Source organism: Actinoplanes regularis (genome assembly GCF_900188005.1).
Classification (GTDB): Bacteria; Actinomycetota; Actinomycetes; order Mycobacteriales; family Micromonosporaceae; genus Actinoplanes; species Actinoplanes regularis.
Genome location: NZ_FZNR01000004.1, coordinates 272,789 through 294,141, shown reverse-complemented (window position 1 = coordinate 294,141; position 21,353 = coordinate 272,789). Strand labels below are relative to the sequence as shown.

Below are 21,353 nucleotides of genomic sequence, written 5' to 3'. Positions count from 1 at the left end.
GCAGGTTCATCGCGAGATCAATTGATCTTCAACCCGACCCCAGGTGGATCAACACCAAAGTCACGGACCGCCCCATCGCGACAGTGGGGACCGTCCGCGCTGAGCTACGCGAGGAAGGCGCCGCCGATCGAGGCGCTCGATCTCAGCGGCTACCGGCGCGCTTGACCGCGAGCAGGATGCCGATGCCGAGGACGGCCGGAACTCCGATGAACGCCAGATCTTCCAGCCGGCTGTTCAGGTCGTGTTCGAGGAACGGCTCGTCGAGAACCAGGGTGTAGAGCGCGAAGCCACCGAGCGCCACCAGGGCGGCGGCCAGGCCGATCAACGTCCTGCGCCGCGATACCAGCAAACCCCACACGACCAGGGCGGTAAGGACGACGGCAACCAAGAGGTGCCAGTACTGGAACACCATGGAACTTCCACCTCGATATCGATCGTCCTGACGGCAGGCACCGTAGCACCGACGCACTCGTCACAACGGTATGGTCGCCGCCGCTGGGCACCCCGGGCCCGCGGCGGGCCTGCGCTGTCGCAGCACCGCCGGCGATGATGTCACCATGCCGCCGGACCAAGATTCCTCCCGCATGACACCTGGACCGACCGATCGACGGAGCCCGGTCAGACTCCTCGGATCCGGGGTCGACGAGGTCGACGACCGCACGGTTGCCGGCCTCCTCGCCTATCACGCGTTGATCGAGATCCGAGCCGCCGCCAGGAAGCCTGGCCGCCAGCCTGAGACGTCGACCAAGGAGATCCTCGAGTCGATCTCGTTCCTGTCCGATCTAGCGCACAACCTGCCGTTGATCGCCCAGCCCCAAGGCCGCCGGCGACCTTCCCACCCCGGAAAGATCAGCCGTCGCGAACGAGCGATGCGAGCCCGGCCGATGAGCTGGACCTGGAATACGACCGGAGAGCCGGGAAGACGGTGGATGCTGCGCCACATCGCCGCCGCGGGTCACCGGTGGACGCCACCGCCCCCGTTGCCGACCCCGCGCAAGGACTTCGCCGACTGGAACCTGCGGCGACGGCTCCAGGTGCTGGCCGGCTGGCCGGTTCGAACGCCGCCTGGGCGGCAGCCCTTACCCCGGCCAGCCCGGGTCCTGAAGGCACTGGGACGCGATCAGATGCATTCCCTGTACGAGGAGGCCGGCCGCCGTCGGCTCGGGCTGGGATCGGGCAGCCCCGCGTTCCGCGCTCATCTCAGTCCCGAGGCCACGCACTACCTGTTCCCCGACCCTGCGGACTATTACTGGCCGGGCGAAGACCGGCCATGGTGGGAGTGCCGGGTGCTCCTGCAGATGGTCGACGGGGAGCGGATCACCGGCTCGCTGGCGGTGCTCCCGGAGATGTTCACCGCGCTGCCGTCGAACGTCCCCAGGATGCGGCAACGCCGCCTCGTGTTGTCGGCTCGAATGTTGGAGCGCGATTCCTACCTCTGGTTCCGGGACCACGAGGACGCCTGCACACCGCGGCGATGCGGCTACCCCGAGGAGCCGACCGGGCAATGATCTGCCGCCCGGCGTCGGCAAGGGCTACCCGGCGGGAATGGGTGACCTGATCGCGGGAATGGTCGAAGGCGCGTCCGTACGCCCCTCCTCGCTCGGCGGTGGAGTGTCGACCAGTGGCGCGACTCGCTCGCCGGTGTCGGCGGGTACCACTTCGGCGGGGCGCGGAGTGGGTTCGGCCGGTACGACGAGAAAGGCCCACAGGTCGAACACGATGTGCAGGACGATCGCGGGAAGGATGCTTCCGGCCAGCAGGGTCAGACCGGTGAACCAGAGGCCGAGGACACCGGCGTTCAACACCCCGGCGCGTCCCTGGTAGGCATGGAAGGCGGCGAAAAGCACCAGGCTCAGCGCGGCGATCACCGGCACGGGCAGGTGGAAAACCTCGATGCCGAGCGCGATCAGCGCGCCGCGGAAGACGATCTCCTCGGTGATGCCGGCGGTGACCGACAGCGCCGCGGCGTACCGGCGTTCGCCGGTCGTCCGCGGGATCAGCGGCGCGATCCTGGCCCGTTTGGGAAAGACCCGCCCGGCACGCATGGCGCGGCGGATCCGGACAGCGCCGACTCCCGTGGACACACCGATGAGGATGGCGGCCGACCAGGCGAGGAGCCAACCGTTGGGCGCCCCACCGGTGGGGCCACCACCCGGCCCGGACATCCCGATCTCGGTGAGCGAGAGACCGGCGATCAACGCCACCAGCGTCGCCATGGCAGCCCGGACCCAGCCGACGGCGAGGGCGCGCCGGTAGAACCGAACCCGGTTCGCGGGCGCGGCCGCCAAGGCTGCCAGCACGCTCCTGGCGCGGACGGCGCCCAGGATCGCATCCGCCAGGAGCATCAGGATCAGGACGACCGAGAGAATCAACGGGGTCACGGTCGAAGATCATGATTAGTTCCCGGCCGGACGGCAACCCCGCATCCGCTCAGCGCGGACGGGGCAGCAGGGGACGGTCACCTCGTTGGTCATGGCTCCCTGCCCAGGCGCCGCACATGGAATGGCCGATCCTCGCCCCGAGCGAACCGGTCGGCCGAGAGCAGCCCGAAATCGGGGTTGCTGCCGGCGAAGGCGTGCGGGAGGGTCGTGGCGTGCTGCCGGTTCTCGCCGCTCTCGCCATCGATCCGAGCCCACTGGCTCGGCGGTTGTCGGTGGCCGGCGCACCATTCATCTTCCGCGCCCTGCGCAGCGGGGACGCGGCCGCGCTGACGTCGTTCCTCGCCGAACTGTCCGACACCAGTCGCCGGTTCTGGCACGGCGACACCGACCCCGCCGTCGAGGCCGCGGGATGGATCGAGGCCATCGGTCGTTACGACAAGCTGCGGCTGGTCGCCCATCGGCCGGACCGGGCCGGCCACCTCGACGCCGTGGTCGACCTGAGCTTCTCGTTCCCGGCCGACTTCGAACTCGCCCGGTACGCGAGCTACGGCATCGACCTGGATCCCGTACGAGCTGTCCGTTTCGGACCATGTGTCGCCGACGCCTGGCACGGCTCCGGCCTCGCCGCCGCGCTGCTGCCGCCGACCTGGGCCGCGGTTCGACTCCTCGACCGCGACCGCGTCGTCCTGTTCGGCGGGGTGCACGCGGACAATCACCGCGCCCGCCGTTTCTACCGTCGCTGCGGTTTCCTCGAGGCGGGTGCGTTCACCGACGCCGGCGAGGAGAACATCGACATGTTTCTCGACCTGTGTTGACGCTACGCCGGTCGAGGAAGAGCGTGCCCGTTAGCCGATGGTCACGAGATCCCGCATGTCGTCTCGGCCGCCCGAGAGGTCGATGATCACCTGATGGTCCCGCACCGCCAGCTCGACGCATTCGGTGGTCCGGTCCAACAGCCAACCGGCGGGGCGGCATCCCGTGCCCCATCCGCGCTCCTTGACGTGTCGTCGCACCTCGGCATATAGATCATCATCAGCTTGCCCGGGACGGCCGGTGACCGAAATCAATTGCATGCACCATCCTGAGCCGCAGGCCCCGTCGCCGGTGGGATGGACGGTGGCATGCAGGCCCTCCGGCAACGGCAGCACTTTGTCGGTCGCCGGGAAGAACGGCGCCGGCTTGAAGAGAAGCACTCCGCCGAGCAGCAGCATCAACGACCAACCGGCAACAAGAAACGTCGCTACCGCGACCCTGGTCTGCTTCGGCGGACCGAGCCTGCCCCGTTCGATCAGACGGCCGGTAAAAACCGTGGCCAGGCCCAGAACCAGGGCGGCCAGGGCGATCTCGGCGGCACCGCGCGGAAAGACGTGAAGAAGCAGGGCTGCGATGGCCGCTTGACCGGCAAGGCCCGCGGCGATGGTCCACCGCGTCCGGGACTCCCGGGACATCACGAGCCAGAGAAACACGATCGGCACCAACACCATCCGATGATCATGCCGAGCGTGCGCAACCGGTATTCGCCGCCCTCAGGTGATCGGGATCCGGTCGAGATCGATCCCGAAGTGGTCGCGGTAGGCGCGGAGCAGCTCCGCATCCGATTCGAGCAACGTCTCGGTGCGCTCGCCGGCCACGCGGCGGATCAGCGTCCGCCCACTAAGCGTGATCCGGTCGTCGCCGTCCAACCGGCTGCAGACCAGGCTCTTGCGGAAGCGTGACTCCGGCCAGGTCTGCTGCCACCAGCAGGCCGGCTCGAAGTCGGTGAGCGGGCGGGCCCGGCGTTCGATCCGGTACTGCGGCTCGCCGTCACGCAGGACGTCGAGGTCGCCTCCAGCCGCCTCGGCCAGCCGGAAGCTGCCGCCCGGATCCGTCTGCTCAGCACGGTCGTCAAGGCGTAGCGGGTACGACGAGTGCCGCCCGAATCCGACGTCGACCAGCCACCGCCCGTCCACGATCAGCGCCAGGTGATCGAGGATCGGCCCGAAGCGCGCCCCTCCGCGATGCACCCGGCAGGCGACCCTGTCCACGGTGTAGCCGAGGCCCTCGAGCAGCAGCGCGAACAGCCCGTTGAGTTCGTAGCAGAACCCGCCCCGGCGACGCCGCACGATCTTGTCGAAGAGAGCACCGGGGTCGATCGAGATCGTCTCGCCGAGGTGGATGCTGAGGTTCTCGAACGGCACGGCGGCCTGATGCCGCCAGGTCAGCTCGCGCAGCGCGGCGTCGTCGGCGACGGCCGGGCGGGGCTGGCCGATCCGGTCCAGGTATGCGGTCACGTCCATCCGGCAAGCTTCCGACATGAAGCCGGCTCGAAGTCCACCGGAACCACGACAAACAGATGCCCGTGAATGCTCTTCGATTTGTTGCCAATGCTGTCAACCAATGCCAGGGTCGGACCAAAGCCCCGCCACCACGGGAGATGGCGCATGAGCGTTGATCATCCAACCCCCACCGACCACGCCCGCGAACTGGTGATCGGCGGATACGACACCCACGTGCACGTCGCGCCGGACGTGATGGAACGCCGGATCGACGACGTGACCCTGGCCCGGCGATTCGCCGAGGTGGGGCTGGCCGGCTTCGTGCTCAAGTCGCACTATGTCCCGACCGCCGAGCGCGCCGAAGTCGTCCGCGGCGTGGTGCCCGGCGTCGAGGCGTTCGGCGCGCTCACCCTGAACGGCTCGGTCGGCGGCCTCAATCCGGTGGCCGTGGAGATCGCCGGACGGCAGGGCGCGCGGGTCGTCTGGCTGCCGACCGTGGACTGTGCGAACGAGCGGGCCGGCCTCTCCTCGATGCCACCGGGCGCGACCCGGCCGATGTGGGCCGCGCTCCAGGACGAGCTCGCCGAGCAGGGCATCGTCGCGCCGCCGATCGAGGTGGTCGACGAGGCCGGGAAGGTCGTGCCGGCGCTGCACGAGGTGTTCGCGGTGATCGCCAAGCACGACATGGTGCTGGCGACCGGGCACCTGAGCGGGCCGGAGATCGTCGCGGCGGTGGACGCGGCCGCCGGCGCCGGGGTGCGGCGGATCATCGTGACCCACCCCGAGTTCACGTCGCAGCAGCTGGACGTCGACACCCAGCGTCATCTCGCCGGACGGGGCGCGCTGCTGGAACGGTGCTTCACCACGGCGTACACCGGAAAGGTCTCCTGGGAACTGCTCTTCGAACACATCCGCGAGGTGGGGCCGGAGCATTCGCTGCTCTCCAGCGACCTCGGGCAACCGTTCAATCCGCCGGTCGAGGACGGCCTGGCGCTGCTCGCGGATCGGCTGCTCGGCGCGGGCTTCAGCGACGACGAGGTACGGACGATGGCGGTCACCAACACCCGCCGGGTTCTCGGGCGACAGCGCGACAACGCCTGTCCCGGAAGTACGCGGTAATCACCTCGCGCGGACCGGCGGGATCGGGAAGGCTCCCGGAACGCGGCCCGCCACCTCGCCCCCGGCGGTCACTTCGTCGTCGAGCTCTGGGTGCCGGACCTCCGCCGGCTCCCGCCGGGACAGACCGCCGTCCCGTTCGCGGTGAGCGAGCGGCACACCGGCTTCGACACCCTCGACGTGGTCACCCAGCAGGGCACCTCGCATCACTACTCGCGCTCGCCGGACGGGAGGGTCCGCTACAACTACAGCAACTTCCGCTTCCTCTGGCCGTCCGAGTGTGACCTGATGGGCCGCCTGGCCGGACTGATCCTGCGACAGCGCACCGCCGACTGGAAGGGCTCGCCGTTCACCGCGGAGAGCACGGACCACGTGTCGATCTGGCGGAAATAGCGCAGGGCTTGTGCAGGTCCTGTGTGCGAGAGGGCCTCGGCACATCCGGGTGCCCTACGTTGCCGATCATGAAAGCGATCCGCGCCTGGCTGCTGCTCTTCACCATCGGACTGGTGCTCAGCGGGGTGACCGCGTTCCCACTGGTCACCGAGATGCGATTGCTCTCCGAACTGATACACGGAGTGCCGGCACCGGAGGCGGTGATCGTCTGGGTCGACCGGGTCCGGGACGGCCTGGTCGCCACCGACGCGAACTACCCCTTCGTCGCGTACGGCACGGATTGGCTGGCCTTCGCCCACCTGGTCATCGCGATGGCCTTCTGGGGGCCGTGGCGTGACCCGGTACGCAACCTCTGGGTGATCGAGTGGGGAATGATCTGCTGCGTTGCGATCATCCCGCTGGCCCTGATCGCCGGGCCGGCTCGGCACCTCCCGTGGGGGTGGACCGTGATCGACATGTCCTTCGGAGTGCTCGGCGTCGTTCCGCTGATCATGGCGCGGCGTCTCGTCAAGCGCCTGCCGACGGCCCACCCGTAACACCGGAAAGACGGGTTCACAGGCGAGTCAATGCGCCGTCGAGGATCCGGACAGGCTCATATAATTCAGGTGATAAGACGCGGCACGCGGAACGGGGGTGCAGCGGTGGCAGGCATGCCCAGGATCGACATGGCAGTGCTCGATGCCCCGGCCCGGCTGCATGCCGTCGCCCAAGCCCGCGGCGCCTTCGCCGGCAAGCCCGCCGGATTCGATGCCGTAGCCCGGATGTCCGCCCGTCTCGCGAACGCCCCGATCGGGATGATCTCGCTGCTCGGCGCCGCTGAGGAAGAGCTCATCGGGCGGTACGGGGTTCCCGAGTGGTTCGTGCCGGGCCGGCGCGGTGCACGCCGGCACGCGCTCTGCGCCTACGTCGTCTGCGTCAACGAGGTGCTCGCGATCGAGGACCTGTTCGCGGACGAGGCCACGGCCGACGATCTGCTCCAGAACAACCCACTCCTGGTCGACGGTGGGATCCGCTCCTTCGCCGGCGCCCCGCTCCGCGATGAGGCCGGCCGGCCGCTGGGTGCGGTCGCGGTCGCCGACACCGTGACGCGCGCGTGGCACCCGAGCGACCTCGCCGTGCTCACCGAGTTCGCCGAGCTGCTCCGATTCGAGCCGGACGGGGAGGCCATGGGCGCCACGCTCGCCATGCTCGCCAACCGGCCGCCCCCCTCTGTCCCGGCCGACCAGGTCTGGCCGCCGAGCATTCGGGCCAGCCTGCAGCGGCAACGCCAGGTCTTCGCCGCGCTCCTGGACAGCCTGCAGGTCGGCGTGGTGGTGGCCGACAGCGCCGGCCAGCCGCTATTGGTCAACCGCATGGCGCGCGAGCTGAACAAACTTCCCGCCGGCCTCTCCCCCGAGGAAGCCATCCAAACGGTGCTTGGCCGGCTTCGCCACCCCGACGGCACTCCGTTCCAGCGACACGAACTGGTGCACGTACGCGCGCTCCACGACGAATTCGTGCACCGAGCCGAGTCGATCATGCACGATCGCGGGGTCCTCGACCAGCACGTGGTCGCCTACGGCAAGGCGATCCGTACCGACGACGGCAACCTGCTCGGCGCCGTCACGACGCTCCTCAACGTCACCGAACGGTGGCGCGCCGACCGGTTCCGCGAGTGCAATCTGCGGGTCGCCACCATGCTCAACCACGCCGGCACCGTCGAAGAGGCTGGTCCGGAGCTGGTCAACGCGCTGGGCGAGGCCCTGGGCTGGCCGTGCGTTGCGCTCTGGCTGGCCAACCCCGCCGAGCAGCTGCTCAACCTCGTCGCGCACCGCATCGCCCCGGGCATCGTGCTCGCCGCACCGATTCCGGCGCGGATGGGCCGCGGCACGAGCGTGACGAGTGAGTGCTGGCAGAACGGCACGCTCCTGTGGGTGCCGCACTATGCCGAGTCCCGATATGCTCGCGAGCCCGGAGCCCAGGAGTTCAGCCCGGCCGATGCCGGATCGCATCCGTGCACGGTTGTGGCGGTGCCGATCCGCGATGGAGATGTCGTCGTCGGTGTGCTGACCTGCTTCGCCGACACGGTCGAGTACGACAGGCCATTGCTCACCGACCTGCTCGAGTACCTCGCGGAACAGGTCGGCTACTTCCTCGCCCGTCGCCACAGCCTGGAGCTGGCGATGCAGCTGGTTCGCGCGAAGGACGACTTCATCGCCCTGGTCGGACATGAGCTGCGCACGCCCCTGACCTCGATCACCACCTGCAGCGACCTGCTGCTGGAGGACGAGCAGCTGCCCGACGACGCGCGTGACCTGGTCGAAATCGTCAGTCGCAACGTCCGATCCGTGCACACGATCATCGACGACCTGCTCGACCTCGCCGCGCTGGAGTCGGGCCACCTGGGCCTGCAGCTGCGGCCGGTGAACCTCGTCGCCGTCATCTCCGCCGCGATCGCGGAGCTCGGCAACCCGGTAGGCATATCGCTACGTGCCATCATGCCGAGCACGGTCACGCTGGTCGGCGACGCCGGGCGGTTGCGCCAGATGGTGGACAACCTGCTTTCCAACGCCGTCAAATACAGCCCGGACGGCGGTGAGATCCAGGTCGAGATCGTCGCCGGGGAGGACTGCACGGAACTCGCCGTCACCGACCACGGCATCGGCATCCCCCCGGACGACCGGGACCAGCTGTTCGACCGCTTCTATCGAGGTAGCAACGCCCGCCACAACATCCCCGGAACAGGGCTCGGCCTGACCCTGGTGCGAACCATCGTCCAGGCGCACGGCGGCACCGTGGCCCTGGACTCCGGCAACGAGGACGGGACCCGCATCCTCGTATGCCTCCCGCTGCACGCCACGCAGACGACCTCGGCCGAAGGACAGCCCGGCATCACGCCGCGTTACCCCCTGCGGAGCCTGTTCCGGCCGCTGGCACCCAGCGCCCGCGAGTCCGTCCGGCGCGAACCGGGTTAGCGATTGCGGGTGAGCCAGAAGGTCAGGCCGATCGACTCGTCCGTGAACGCGCGCGGCTGCGCCCACTCCGGGTCGCCGGCGGCGAGATCGGTGGCCAGGACCTCGTCGGCGACGAGCGCGCCGTGCTCGGTCAGGGCGAGAACGATGTCCCCGCCGGCTCGGTAACGCAGCCGGATCCGGTCGGAGACCTCCAGGCCACTGGCCTTGCGGGCCTCCTGGATCCGCCGGATCGCGTCGCGGGCCAGGCCGGCGCGGCGTAGCTCCGGCGTCAGGTGCAGGTCGAGCGCCAGGGTCGCGCCCGCGTCCGACGCGACCGCCCACCCCTCGCGGGGCGTCTCGGTGATCACGACCTCGTCCGGGGCGAGGACGATCTCCTCGTCGCCGACCGTCACGGTCGCGGCTCCGGCCGTACGCAGAGCAAGCTTGATCTCCGCGGCGTCAGCCGCCTGGATCGCGGCCGCGACCTGCTGCACCGCCTTGCCGAACCGCTTGCCGAGGGCGCGGAAGTTCGCCTTGGCGGTGGTGTCCACCAGGGAACCGGCCAACGGCTCGACCGCGTTGACGTTGAGTTCCGCGGCGATCTCGCCGAGCAGCTCCGCGGGCAGGTCCGCGGCGCCGGACACCAGCGCCCGGGCGAGCGGCTGACGGATCTTGAGACCGGACTCGGCGCGGGCGGTGCGACCCAGCTCGACCAGGCGGCGGGTGGCGGCCATCCGCGCGGCGAGTTCGTGGTCGATCAGCGCGGCGTCCGGCTCGGGGAACACGGCGAGGTGCACCGAGGCCGGCGCCCCCTGATCGACCGGGACGATCAGGTCCCGCCAGACGCGCTCGGTGACGAACGGCGTGATCGGCGCCATCAGTAGCGTGACGGTGCGTAGCGCCTCGTGCAGGGTTGCGAGGGCGGCCGGGTCGCCGCGCCAGAACCGGCGACGGCTGCGGCGTACGTACCAGTTGGAAAGATCGTCGATGAAGGCGGCGATCAGCCGCCCGGTCTCCTGCAGGTCGAACGCGGTCATGGCCGCGTCCACCTCGGTGATGAGCCGCTGCGACTCGGAGAGGATCCAGCGGTCCAGCGCGGGCCGCCGCGCCGGTGCGGGATCGCCGCCGCTCGGCGTCCAACCGGCGGTACGGCCGTAGAGCGCCTGGAACGCGACGGTGTTCCAGTACGTCAGCAGGATCTTGCGAACCACCTCCTGCAACGCTGTGTGACCGACCCGGCGGGCCGACCACGGCGAACCGACGGCGGCCATGTACCAGCGGACGGCGTCCGCGCCGTGCTGGTCCATCAGCGGGATCGGCTCGAGGATGTTGCCGAAGTGCTTGGACATCTTGCGGCCGTCCTCGGCCAGGATGAGACCGAGGCAGACCACGTTCTGGTACGGCGAGCGGTCGAAGACCAGCGTGCCGACGGCCATCAGGGTGTAGAACCAGCCACGGGTCTGGTCGATCCCCTCCGAGATGAACTGGGCGGGGAAGCGCTGTTCGAACAGCTCCCGGTTCCGGTACGGGTAGCCGAACTGGGCGAACGGCATCGACCCCGAGTCGTACCAGCCGTCGATGACCTCCGGCACCCGGGTCGAGGTCTCCCCGCACTCGGGGCACGCGAACGTCACCGCGTCGATGAACGGCCGGTGCGGATCCAGATCGGACAGATCCCGATCCGCCCGGCCGCCGAGCTCCTCACGGGAGCCCACGCAGGTCAGATGGCCGGCCGCACAGCGCCAGATCGGCAGGGGTGTCCCCCAGTACCGGTTGCGGGACAGCGCCCAGTCGACGTTGTTGTTCAGCCAGTCGCCGTAGCGGCCGTGCTTGACGTTCCCCGGCTGCCAGTTCGTCTGCTCGTTCTCCCGCAGCAGCGCGTCGCGCACCGCGGTGGTCCGCACGTACCAGGACGGCTGGGCGTAGTAGATCAGCGCGGTGTGGCAGCGCCAGCAGTGCGGATACTTGTGCTGGTACGGCTCGTGCCGGAACAGCAGGTTCCTCCGCGTCAGCTCGGCGACCAGCGGTTCGTTCGCGTCCCGGAAGAACAGGCCGCCGACCAGGTCGAGTTCCGGCTCGAACGTGCCGTCCCGGCGTACCGGGTTGACCATGGGCAGCCCGTACGCCCGGCAGCTGGCCAGGTCGTCCGCACCGAACGCGGGCGCCTGGTGCACCAGCCCGGTGCCGCTGTCGGTGGTCACATAGTTCGCCAGGATCACGATGTGCGCGTCCGGCACCTCGACCAGGTCGAGGGGGCGCCGGTACGTCCACCGCTCCAGCTCTTTGCCCGCGAACGACTCCCCGGTCGGCGTGAAACCCTCCAGGATCAGCTGCTCCGCGACCACCAGACGCTCGACGCCGTCCGTGACGACCACGTAGGTGACCGCCGGATGCACCGCCACCGCCGTGTTCGACACCAGGGTCCACGGCGTGGTCGTCCAGACCAGCAGCGAGGTGGTGCCGGCGAGCGGCCCGGAGGTCAGCGGGAACCGGACGTGGACCGACGGATCGACGTCGATCTCGTAGCCCTGATCCAGCTCGTGATCCGAGAGCGTGGTCTGGTCACGCGGGCACCACGGGGCCACCCGGAAGTCCTCGACCAGCAGCCCCTTGTCGAAGATCTGCTTCAGCGACCACCACACCGAGTCGATGTAGCCGGGATCCATCGTCCGGTACGCGTCGTCGAGGTCGACCCAGTAGCCCATCCGCTCGGTCAGCTCGGCGAACGCGTCGGTGTGCCGGGTCACCGACGCCCGGCATCTGGCATTGAACTCGGCGACGCCGTACGCCTCGATGTCCTGCTTGCCGGTGAACCCGAGCTCCTTCTCCACGGCCAGTTCGACCGGCAGCCCGTGGCAGTCCCACCCGGCCTTGCGGGCCACGTGGTAGCCCTTCATCGTCCGGTAGCGGGGGAACACGTCCTTGAAGACGCGCGCCTCGATGTGGTGTGCGCCCGGCATGCCGTTCGCGGTCGGCGGGCCCTCGTAGAAGACCCACTCCGGACGGCCCGCGGACTGCCGCAGGCTCTGCCCGAAGACGTCGTGCTCCCGCCAGAAGCGCAGGATGTCGTGGTCGAGCGCGGGCAGGTCGACCTGAGCCGGGACCGGACGGTACATGCCGCAGGACTCTACTCACCCGGTCCGGGGACTCATGAACGGTTTTCGGCGCGTTTCGGGGCTGTCCGCGCCCCGATCACTCCACCACGTCGGCCGCCGACGCGGCCAGCACGCCGCGCACCGCCGTCAGCACCTCGTCGTCGACGCCGAGACCGGCCAGCACACCGATCAGGTAGGCGCCGACCAGGTCGTAGTGCTCGGGCACGATGCCGAGGCCGAAGTGGGCGCCGCGCAGATCGCGGCCGGAGTACTCGGCGGGGCCGCCGAGCACCTGGCTGAGCAGGGCGACCATGTGAGACTTGAGGTGGTCCAGGTCCGAGCCGTCGAAGTAGTCGACAAGGCGGTCGTCGGCGAGAACGACCCGGTAGAGCGCGTCGACCGCGGCGGTCACCGCGGGTTGCCCGCCGATGCGGGCGTAGAACGAGGCATCCACGGAATAGAAGATAGAGGTCCGGCGATTCGTTGTCTCGCGACGATTTCCCTCGTACGCCGGAGGGGCCGAATTTTGTGTCGGGGGGTCCCGCTAGGTTGCCAGGCATGACCGCCGATCTGACGTTCGAGCAGCTCGCCACCGCGATCCAGCGGGGCGAGGTGGAGGCGATCGCCGACGCGCTGCTCGCCATGGACGAGCCGGCCCGCCGTGCCCTGGGCAAGTCGCTGCCGGCGTTCGCCGCCGCCCGGATGCCCCGCATCGACCTGGCCCCACCGGAGTCGTGGCAGCTCATGCGGCGGCGCAACGACGCCATGCGGGTGGCCGGCGCGGGCTGCCTGACCGGCGCCGCCAAGGTGGTCAGCTGGCTGCGCAACTTCGGCAACGGTGACGATTCGACGCTGGCCAGTACGTTGATCCGGGTGCTGCGGGCACCGGGGCGGCCGTCGCTCGCCGTGGTCGCCCGGGGCATGGCGACCAGGCTGCGGTCCAACCAGATCCACCAGCAGTGGCGTCTGATCAGCCGGTTGCTCGACGCCGCCGGCGAGCCGGTCCCGCCGACCGAGGCGACGTTGCGCGGCTGGTTGCGGGAGACCGGCTGCAGCTCCGCCGCGCTGCGGGACGATCCGCGCACCCCGTACCTGCTCCCGCACGTCTTCACGATCCCCGGGCTGGGCACCGAGGTGAGCGCGGGCGGCCTGGCGAACCTCGCCGAGCAGCGGGACGTGGTGTTCTCCGGGTGCTTGTTCCGGCTCGCCGAGGGTGACCGGGCCAATGCCGTCCGGTCGTTCGTGGAGCTGCACCGGATGCTCGCGCCCGGCCTCGACGAGTGTGCCGAGCACCGGCAGTCCTATCTGGTGATGGTGAACAGCCCGCACAGCACCGTGGTCACGGTGGCGCAGGAGTCGCTGCGCGCGGTCGACGACGCCGGACTGCTCGACACCGAGGCGGTGGCGGACGCGGCGCTGTCGGTGCTCGCCCGCCGGGAGAAGAAGGTGGTCCGTGCGCAGCTCGCCTGGCTGGATCAGGCGCTGGCCCGCAAGGCCGATCCGGTGCTGTTCGAGGCCCTCTTGACCGGTCTGGCCAATGAGTCGACCGACCTGGCCGAGCGCACCCTGCGCCTGGCCGGGAAGCATCTGCCCGCTTTCGGGCCGACCGGCCGGGAGCGGCTGGCGAGCGCCGCGGAGACCCTGACCGGAGACCTCCACCGCCAGGTCACCGAACTGCTGCCGGAGATCGCTCCCGCTCCCCCGCTGACTGACGGTCGCGTCCCGGCGGCCGCTGCCGTTGCGGCGGCCGCGGCGCTGGAGCCGGTCCGGTCCATTCCCGAGCTGGTGCCGGTGGTCGTTGAGCTGCTGCGGCTCAACCAGGAGCCGCTCTTGACGGAGCAGGTTCTCGACGCGCTGGTCCGGTTCGCGAACACCGATCGGGAGGCGCTGGCCGCCGCGTTGAAGCCGAAGGTTCCAGATTGGTCGGGTGCGCTGACCAACCTGCTGCGGGCGGTGATTCAGCGGAGCTGGACGGTCTGGCAGCCGAGTTACTGGGAGATCAACGCCGGCCCGCTGTTCTGGATGCTCGCGGAACGCCTCCGGGAACTGGGCGGGCAGATGGCCGGCACCCTGCCACCGGCGTTGCTCGCCACGCCCGCCACCCTGGACGGGCACGTCGATCCGGAGCGAGTGTTGTCCCTGCTCGCCGCCGGGGAGCGTGACGGCTGGCAGCCGGGGCCCTACGACCTGTCGCAGGCGATGCTGCGGCTGCCGCGCACGGTCGATCCGGCGGTCCTGGCCGGCGCCGAGCGGCTGACCGGCCCGGCCGGACGGCTCTTCGCGGCCTGGTTGCGCGGCGGTGGCCTGCCGGATCCGGTGGTGGTGACGCTCACGACGATCTGGCACCGTTGCCCCGACCCGGACCGCTGCACCTGCGAGCAGCCACCCATTACACGCCGGACCAGCGCATTCGACGCGATCCCGCTACCCGTGCCGACCTGGCACGCCGGGCCGGGCAGCGTGGATCCGCTCGCTGATGCGGACGGCCCGGATCCGCAAGCCGGGACGAATGGGCGGTTGGGGCTTCCGGCGGCCTCGGCGGCGCGCCCAGCCGGGCACGCCCCAGAGTTCACGCTCGCCGTGCCACCCGGTCTGTTCGAGATGCCGGCTGATCCGGATCGGACCCGGGGGAACCGGAGCAATCATGCGGTGATCAGCTGGCCGATGGTGCTTCCGGGACATCCCGAGATCGTGGCCGCGCAGGCGCTACCGCAGATCACCATGGCGGCCGACGGTAACTTCCCCCCACAGCTCGACATCCTGCCGGCCCTGGCCGCCTCGACCGGCCCGTTCGGTCCGGCGCTGGCGCTCTGCCTCGCGCGCGGGCTCAGCGCCGATCACCGCAGCGGCCGGACGTCCGCCACCGACGCGTTCGTCGAGCTGGCGGCGCGCGGCAAGCTGGACGGGGCTCTGATCGGCCGAGAGATGGCGCACCTGCAACGCGGGGGCTGGCTGAACGTCAAACGGGTGGCCGGTTGTCTCACCGACGCGCTGCGCGCCGAGGTCACCACCGAAGTCTGGACCACGGTCCGTGAGCTGCTCCCGGCCGCGCTGGCCGCTCCCGACGCGGGCACGCCCGCGCTTCTCACGCTGGCCGAGGCCGCCGCGTCGGCCGTCCACGCGACCGAGGACCTGCCGGAGGTCGCAGAGGTGGCCGGGCGTTCCGGCCGCACGCGCCTGATCACCGAGGCGGCGCGGCTCGCCCGGACCCTGACCGCCAACCGGACCCCTGGAGGTGCCTGACGCGCCGGCAGCTGGCGGGCCATCTCCGCCTCCGGCCCGGACATGCTGCTGGTCACGGCTCGAAGCGGACCGGGCACGCTGCTGGCCGGCGGCCCGGGGCGGCTCGGGCGCCGGGCGATCACGCCGGAGGCGGCGGGGCCGGTCGGGCGTAAGATTGCAGGTCAGGTGGCAATGGCTGAGGGGTGTGGGTTTGGAACGGTCGTTCCTTCTTCTCAAACCCGATTGCCTGCGTACGGGCCGGACCGTGGCCGTCGAGGCAGCGGTGGCCGAGGCCGGTCTGCGGATCGTCTGTCGTCATCCGGTCTCGCTGACCCCGTCGGAGGTCCGTTTCCTCTGGTCGGAGTACACGGACGGGGCGCACGTGCTGATGCTGGCGTTCCTGGAGCGCTACCTGGGCGACGGGCCCTCCGAGGTGCTACTGCTCGCCGGCCCCGACGCGTTCGAGGCGGCTCGGCGGGTCAAACGGGCGATCCGGTCCCGCTACGCGAACGGCCCGTTCGCCAATCTGATCCACACCGCCGAGCGCCGTGGCGAGTTGGCCCGCCAGGCGAATCATCTCTTCGGACGCTGCGCGGCCTGCGCCGACCCGTTCGTCTCGGACGAGCCCCTGGTGAACGCGCCTCGCCCGGCCGGGCGGGACTTCCGCCGGGAGGTCGACGTGCCCGGCCTGGTGGAGTCGCTGTGGCCGGCCCTGCAGTCCGCCGATCCCCCGGCACCCGCCCCTCACCGCCTCGGCGGGCGGGCCCCGGAGTCCGCCCTCTATCTCGGCGCGGACCCCGCCCACTCGCTCGACTCGACGGTGACCGCGGTGTGGTCCGCGCTGCCCGGCATCGCCCTGGCCCACGCCGTGACGCTGATGCTGTACGCGGGCCGGGTCGGCGGCTATCCGATCGCGGTCGGCGGGCAGCGCGCGGTGAGCCGTGGCCACCGCACGCTCATCGCCCACGGCATCACCGCCTGCGGCATCGGCCCAGCCCCCGTGCGGCACGGTGCTTGAGGCGTCGCTGCCGCGGCGGAGAGGAACACCCCCCGGATGGTGAACCTGGGAATGGCACCGGGGTGACGGAACGGTTCGCCGGTCGGTGCGTCCAAACCGGCGTGAAGAACGAGTGGAGCGGCCGGGGCCGCCTGTTGTTCCTGCTGGCCGCGCTCGCGGCGACGATTCCCGCCTGGCCGTACGTGCAGCCGCACAGTCCGATCCTCGACGAGATGCTGCGGCCGGCCGAGGTCGCCGTGCTGGTCCCGGTGGTCCTGCTCTTCCCGGTCGCCTGGGCGCTTGTGGGCCGCACCTGGAAGGCCGGCGTGCCGCTGGTCCTGCTGGTGGCGGGCTGGTCGGTGGGCACGGTGCGGTTCGCGTCGTACGCGACGCCGCCGACCGTCGACGACTTCCTGCGCTGGTATCTCGTGGCCGCGGGGCTGACCGTGCTGGTGGCCATGATCGTGACGCGTACCGGCGTACGGCGGATCGGGTTTCTGGTGTTCCTGGCCGGCTGCGCGGCGGCCGTCGCCGTGCCGTTCGTGGGCGAACCGCCCACCCCGCCCGGCGCCTCCCTGCCGCCCGGCGTCGTCACGGACGAGAACCGCCTCGACTGCAACAACGTGGCCTGCACCCGCGTGATCACGGTCCGGGCGAGCGACACCGCAGACGCCCGCGCGCTGACCCGGCGGATCGGCGAGCATCTGGAGCGGACCGAGGGCTGGCGGATGCGGTGGTATCCGTTCACCGCGGAACCCGACATCGAGTGCAAGTCGTCACGTCGCCCGACCGATCCCTATGCCCTGTGCCTGCAGCTGCGGTCCATCGGCGACCCCGATGCCAGCGTGCAGGTGCGGCTCTCCTACAGCAACCGGCACGATCCGGTCTACCGACCGGCTTCTTGAATTCGCACATTCGAATGTACGGGTGGACTTGCTGAGTCAGAATGCCAGCCGTGACCGCCCGTATCCTCGTCGCCGACGATGACCCCAAGCACGCCCAGCTGATCCGGCTCTACCTGGAGCGGGACGGCCACCAGGTACTCACCGTCGGCGATGGCCGGGCCGCCCTGGAGCAGGCCCGCGCGCGCCGCCCCGACCTGCTGGTCCTGGACGTGATGATGCCGCTGGTCGACGGCCTGGACGTGTGCCGGATCCTGCGCGCCGACCCCGACCGGGAGCTGGCCGGGGTGGCGATCCTGCTGGTCACCGCCCGTGCGGCGGAGAGCGACATGCTGCTCGGCCTGGACATCGGCGCCGACGACTATCTGAGCAAGCCGGTCAGCCCGCGCGAGCTGACCGCCCGGATCCGGGCTCTGCTGCGCCGGGTGCGCGGCGGCGAGAACCCCGAGGTGCTGCGGGTCGGTGACCTGGAGGTAGACGCGGCCCGCTTCGAGGTGCGAATCGACGGGAACACGGTGCGGCTGACCGCCAAGGAGTTCGCGATCCTGGAGCTGCTGGCCCGGGAGCCGGGCCGGGTCTTCACCCGCGGTCAGATCATCGACAAGACGTTCGGGTTCGAGAACGACGTCTCGGAGCGCACCGTCGACGCGCACGTGGTCAACCTGCGCCGCAAGATCGAACGGAATCCGGCCGAGCCCCGCTACGTGCAGACGGTTTACGGCAGGGGTTACCGGATGGGCGAGCGATGACCTTCCGTCTGCGGATCTTCCTGCTGGTGCTGATCGTGGCCGGCACCGCGATCGGCGCGACGGCGTGGCTCACCCTCAGTCTCACCTCCCGCGAGGTCTACCGGCTGGACGCCGCCCGCGACAAGCACGAGGCGGAGATCACCGACACGATCCGGCGGTTCGGGGTCACCAACGGCCGGTGGAACGGGATCGACACGGTCGTCGGCGACCTGGCGCGGCGCACCGGGCTGCACATCCGGGTGGAGGCCGACAGTGAGACGCTGACCGACTCGGACGTGCTGGCCAACCGGGCCGTCGGGCCGATGCAGCGGCGGTACACGCCGGTTCACCCGTACCCGGATCTGGACGGCGAGACCCAGCGGCAGGCCGGCCTGCTGACCGCGGACGCGGCACGGAACCCCGCCGAGATCAAAGCGCTGGAGCACTGGCGTACGAACCCCAAGAGCCGCCCGGCCGCGCCGAAGCCGGCGCCGAAGCGGCCCGTTCTGCCCGCCGGCCTGTTCGTGGCCACGCCCGGCGGCTCCGGGTTGTCCACTCCGGAGGGACAGGCGCTGTTCCAGGTCGCGCAGTACCGGGCCGCCCTGGTCGTGGTGCGCTGCGCGGCCGATCGGCGCACGATCGGCGCGCCCGCGCTCGGCCTGGAGGTTTCGCCGTACCTCACCGCCGGGCAGCTGACGGCCGCCGGCGACTGTGTGCGCGAGGGTACGGCCAAGGTTCTCGGCGACTCCGGGTGGCTCGACCGGTGGTGGGCGCGGCTCGCCGAGTGCCGCGACGAGCCGATGCTCTACTTCGACCAGTGTGTCCCCTCCGGCTTCACCGAGGCGGTCGCGAGCACCTCGGCCGTACCTGTGCGGATCTTCTTCGGTACCGGCCGGCTGGAGCTGAGCGGTCTGAGCCGGTCGGCCGTGTTCGGTGTGGCGGGGCTGCTGGTCGTCGCGGCGCTCGGCACCGCCTGGATCGCCCGGCGGGTCAGCCGCCCGGTGCGGGCCCTGACCGGGGCGTCGCTGCGGCTCGCCGCCGGGCAACTGGACGTCCGGGTCAAGACCCCCGGCAGGGACGAGTTCGCGCTCCTGTCGTCGTCGTTCAACGCGATGGCCGAGGCGGTGCAACGCAGCGAGGAGCGCCAGCGGCGGCTGGTGGCCGACGTCGCCCACGAGCTGCGTACGCCCCTGTCGAACCTGCGCGGATACCTCGAGGGGCTGGCCGACGGGGTGATCGAACCGTCCCCGGAGCTGTTCGCCTCCCTGCACGAGGAGACGCTGCTGCAACGCCGGATCATCGACGACCTGCAGTACCTCGCCCTCGCCGAGGCCGGTGATCTGGCCTACCATCCGGAGCCCCTCGACCTGGCCGAACTGGCCGCGACCGCGGTCACCGCGCACCGGGCGGTCGCCGCCAACGCCGGGCTGGAGCTGATCGTCGAGGCGCCCGGGCCGGTCCAGGTGCACGCCGACCCGGGCCGGATCCGGCAGGTCCTCGGCAACCTGCTCAGCAACGCGATCCGCTACACCGACGCCGGCGGGCGGGTGGAGGTCGGGGTGACGCGTGACCCGCTGATCGCGATTCTGACCGTGCGCGACTCCGGGGTGGGCATGACCGAGGCGGAGGTGTCGCGGGTCTTCGACCGGTTCTGGCGGGCCGACCCGGCACGCCAGCGGGCCACCGGCGGGTCCGGCCTCGGGCTCACGATCGCCCGGCGCATCGTCGACGACCACGGCGGCAGCATCGTCGCGACCAGCGAACCCGGTCTCGGGACGACGTTCACCGTCCGTCTCCCGGCCCAGGTGCGCTGATCAGCTCTCCGTCATGATGCGGTGCAGGGTGCTGCGGCCCAGCCGGGCCATCGGCGGGTTGCTCTCGACGTAGTGCCAGACCAGGCCCATCGCCTGCTCGAACGCCCAGGCCCGGCCGCGTTCCCACTCCAGGTCGCCGCAGCCGAGCGCCGCGCGCAACACTCCACGGGTCCGGTGATCGAGCAGGTGCCAGGCGCAGACCAGGTCGAGGGCCGGGTCGGCTGGGCCGAGGCCACCGACGTCCAGCACACCGGCCAGGCGGTCGCCGTCGGCGAGCAGGTTGCCCGGGATCAGGTCACTGTGGGTCATCACGTCCGGGGAGTCGCGGGGCAGTTCGCGCAGTTCGGCCCAGAGCCGGCGCAGGGGCGGAACGTCGAGCAGGCCCTCGCTCTCCCGCAGGCAGGTCTCCATCCACTCGTCGTGCGCCGGCAGGTGACCGCCGCGGCCCTCGCCACGGAACGTGCGGCCCCGGGTGTCGAGAGCGCGGACGCCGTGGATGAACTCGGCCAGGTCGTACGCGAAAGCATCCCCTCCGGCGTGCGAGTCCTCGCTGGTCACCGCGCCGGGCAGCCAGGTCTGGACGGCCCACGGGCGCGGGAAGCCGGGGCCGGGCTCGCCCATCGCGACCGGTTCCGGGGTGGCGAACCGGGTGGCGCCGAGCAGCTCCCGGGCGGCCGCGGCCTCGGTCGGCAGGTCCTGCTCCACCAGGGGGAACCGGGCGGTGAGCCGGTCACCGAGCCGGAACACCGCGTTGACCGTGCCGTGCACGCCGACCCGTTCGACCGGCAGGCCGGCCCAGTGCGGGAACTGGGCCGCGATCAGGGTGCGGGCGGTCTCCGGGGTGATCGTCATCGGCGCAGCCTTCCAGCCCGGCATGATCCCGGCCACCTGATTAGCTCGTGGGTTGCGAGCGTCGGGCACGCCTGACAAACTCCCCCGGATGCGTCTGAAACGGTTGTGGGACAGGTACCACGAGGCTGCCAAGTTCCTCGTCGTCGGCGGGATCTGCTTCGTGGTCACCACCGCCGTGAACTACCTGCTGAAGCTGACCGTGCTGCACGAGAAGCCGGTCACCGCCCTGGCGTTCGCGACGGTCATCGCCACGATCCTGTCCTACGTGCTCAACCGGGAGTGGTCGTTCCGTACCCGCGGTGGGCGTGAGCAGCATCATGAGGCGGCGCTGTTCTTCGCCGTGAGCGCGATCGGTATCGGTCTCAACCTGATCCCGCTGGCCGTCTCACGGTATGTGCTGGAGCTGCGTGTGCCGGACGTCAGCCGTCCGGTGCAGGAGATCGCCGACTTCGTCAGCGGCATCGTCCTGGGGACGCTGGTCGCGATGGTGTTCCGGTTGTGGGCGTTCAAGCGGTTCGTCTTCCCGCACGCGGATGTACGGCCGGCCCGGTCGCGTCCTGGGCCGCGCAGCAAGCTGCTCCGGCACGAGCCGCGGCGCCCCATGACGCGGAACCGCCCCAAACGGTAGGTCCGTCGGCTCCGCGGCTCGTCCGGGCGGTGCCATC

At 70.7% G+C, this 21,353-nt stretch carries 19 protein-coding genes; 12 read left to right on the top strand and 7 right to left on the bottom strand.

Annotation, left to right across the window (positions count from 1 at the left end):
• Positions 1 to 142: 142 nt before the first annotated feature.
• On the bottom strand, positions 143 to 412 hold the full coding sequence (locus CHC09_RS13735; RefSeq protein ID WP_089293450.1) for a hypothetical protein: 270 nt from the start codon (positions 410 to 412) through the stop codon (positions 143 to 145).
• A gap of 172 nt (positions 413 to 584) precedes the next feature.
• Here CHC09_RS13735 and CHC09_RS13730 point away from each other — a divergent pair, with 172 nt between their 5' ends.
• Positions 585 to 1,508 (top strand): hypothetical protein, encoded by a 924-nt coding sequence (locus CHC09_RS13730; RefSeq protein ID WP_089293449.1) that lies wholly within the window; start codon positions 585 to 587, stop codon positions 1,506 to 1,508.
• Between the two features lie 24 nt (positions 1,509 to 1,532).
• Here the strand turns inward: CHC09_RS13730 and CHC09_RS13725 are convergent, their stop codons facing one another.
• Positions 1,533 to 2,381, bottom strand: coding sequence for a CPBP family intramembrane glutamic endopeptidase (locus CHC09_RS13725; protein WP_089293448.1), 849 nt, complete (start codon positions 2,379 to 2,381; stop codon positions 1,533 to 1,535).
• 116 nt (positions 2,382 to 2,497) lie between these two features.
• Between CHC09_RS13725 and CHC09_RS13720 the strand changes: the two genes are divergently transcribed.
• Positions 2,498 to 3,196: a GNAT family N-acetyltransferase gene (locus CHC09_RS13720; protein ID WP_089293447.1), complete on the top strand. Its 699-nt coding sequence runs from the start codon at positions 2,498 to 2,500 to the stop codon at positions 3,194 to 3,196.
• A 30-nt stretch (positions 3,197 to 3,226) separates the two neighbouring features.
• Here the strand turns inward: CHC09_RS13720 and CHC09_RS13715 are convergent, their stop codons facing one another.
• Positions 3,227 to 3,865 (bottom strand): hypothetical protein, encoded by a 639-nt coding sequence (locus tag CHC09_RS13715; protein ID WP_089293446.1) that lies wholly within the window; start codon positions 3,863 to 3,865, stop codon positions 3,227 to 3,229.
• 42 nt (positions 3,866 to 3,907) lie between these two features.
• On the bottom strand, positions 3,908 to 4,657 hold the full coding sequence (locus CHC09_RS13710; protein ID WP_089293445.1) for an arylamine N-acetyltransferase family protein: 750 nt from the start codon (positions 4,655 to 4,657) through the stop codon (positions 3,908 to 3,910).
• Between the two features lie 144 nt (positions 4,658 to 4,801).
• Here CHC09_RS13710 and CHC09_RS13705 point away from each other — a divergent pair, with 144 nt between their 5' ends.
• The 4 genes from CHC09_RS13705 to CHC09_RS13690 all read left to right on the top strand — a co-directional run bounded on the left by CHC09_RS13705 (position 4,802) and on the right by CHC09_RS13690 (position 9,099).
• Positions 4,802 to 5,755 (top strand): DUF6282 family protein, encoded by a 954-nt coding sequence (locus CHC09_RS13705; RefSeq protein WP_089293444.1) that lies wholly within the window; start codon positions 4,802 to 4,804, stop codon positions 5,753 to 5,755.
• Positions 5,756 to 5,845: 90 nt separating this feature from the next.
• Positions 5,846 to 6,145 (top strand): hypothetical protein, encoded by a 300-nt coding sequence (locus CHC09_RS13700; RefSeq protein ID WP_179277081.1) that lies wholly within the window; start codon positions 5,846 to 5,848, stop codon positions 6,143 to 6,145.
• Positions 6,146 to 6,213: 68 nt separating this feature from the next.
• Complete coding sequence (locus CHC09_RS13695) at positions 6,214 to 6,681, top strand: hypothetical protein (RefSeq protein ID WP_089293443.1); 468 nt, start codon at positions 6,214 to 6,216, stop codon at positions 6,679 to 6,681.
• A 114-nt stretch (positions 6,682 to 6,795) separates the two neighbouring features.
• Positions 6,796 to 9,099 carry a sensor histidine kinase gene (locus tag CHC09_RS13690; RefSeq protein WP_179277080.1) on the top strand — a complete coding sequence of 768 codons (2,304 nt, stop codon included), beginning with the start codon at positions 6,796 to 6,798 and terminating at the stop codon, positions 9,097 to 9,099.
• Here the strand turns inward: CHC09_RS13690 and ileS are convergent.
• Together ileS and CHC09_RS13680 are read right to left on the bottom strand one after the other, a co-directional pair.
• Entirely contained in the window at positions 9,096 to 12,194 is a 3,099-nt protein-coding gene (gene ileS / locus CHC09_RS13685; RefSeq protein ID WP_089293441.1) for an isoleucine--tRNA ligase, read from the bottom strand. The two genes, CHC09_RS13690 and ileS, sit on opposite strands and share 4 nt — an antisense overlap.
• Positions 12,195 to 12,270: 76 nt before the next feature.
• On the bottom strand, positions 12,271 to 12,627 hold the full coding sequence (locus tag CHC09_RS13680; RefSeq protein WP_089293440.1) for a group I truncated hemoglobin: 357 nt from the start codon (positions 12,625 to 12,627) through the stop codon (positions 12,271 to 12,273).
• Between the two features lie 104 nt (positions 12,628 to 12,731).
• Here CHC09_RS13680 and CHC09_RS13675 point away from each other — a divergent pair, with 104 nt between their 5' ends.
• The 5 genes from CHC09_RS13675 (at position 12,732) to CHC09_RS13655 (ending at position 19,836) form a co-directional block, all read left to right on the top strand.
• A complete protein-coding gene (locus tag CHC09_RS13675; protein WP_089293439.1) occupies positions 12,732 to 15,416 on the top strand; it encodes a hypothetical protein in 2,685 nt (894 codons plus the stop codon).
• A gap of 244 nt (positions 15,417 to 15,660) precedes the next feature.
• On the top strand, positions 15,661 to 16,413 hold the full coding sequence (locus tag CHC09_RS13670) for a hypothetical protein (RefSeq protein ID WP_239138309.1): 753 nt from the start codon (positions 15,661 to 15,663) through the stop codon (positions 16,411 to 16,413).
• A gap of 101 nt (positions 16,414 to 16,514) precedes the next feature.
• A complete protein-coding gene (locus tag CHC09_RS13665; RefSeq protein ID WP_143232312.1) occupies positions 16,515 to 17,297 on the top strand; it encodes a CbtA family protein in 783 nt (260 codons plus the stop codon).
• A 41-nt stretch (positions 17,298 to 17,338) separates the two neighbouring features.
• The gene (locus CHC09_RS13660; protein ID WP_179277078.1) at positions 17,339 to 18,043 is read left to right on the top strand and encodes a response regulator transcription factor; all 705 of its coding nucleotides are present in this window, start codon (positions 17,339 to 17,341) and stop codon (positions 18,041 to 18,043) included.
• A complete protein-coding gene (locus CHC09_RS13655; protein WP_089293436.1) occupies positions 18,040 to 19,836 on the top strand; it encodes a sensor histidine kinase in 1,797 nt (598 codons plus the stop codon). Before CHC09_RS13660 ends, CHC09_RS13655 begins: the two co-directional genes overlap by 4 nt.
• On the opposite strand, the gene CHC09_RS13650 is transcribed toward CHC09_RS13655, so the two are convergent.
• Positions 19,837 to 20,688, bottom strand: coding sequence for an aminoglycoside phosphotransferase family protein (locus tag CHC09_RS13650; RefSeq protein WP_089293692.1), 852 nt, complete (start codon positions 20,686 to 20,688; stop codon positions 19,837 to 19,839).
• Between the two features lie 88 nt (positions 20,689 to 20,776).
• On the opposite strand from CHC09_RS13650, the gene CHC09_RS13645 reads away from it, so the two are divergent.
• Complete coding sequence (locus tag CHC09_RS13645; protein WP_089293435.1) at positions 20,777 to 21,316, top strand: GtrA family protein; 540 nt, start codon at positions 20,777 to 20,779, stop codon at positions 21,314 to 21,316.
• The last annotated feature ends 37 nt before the right edge of the window (positions 21,317 to 21,353 follow it).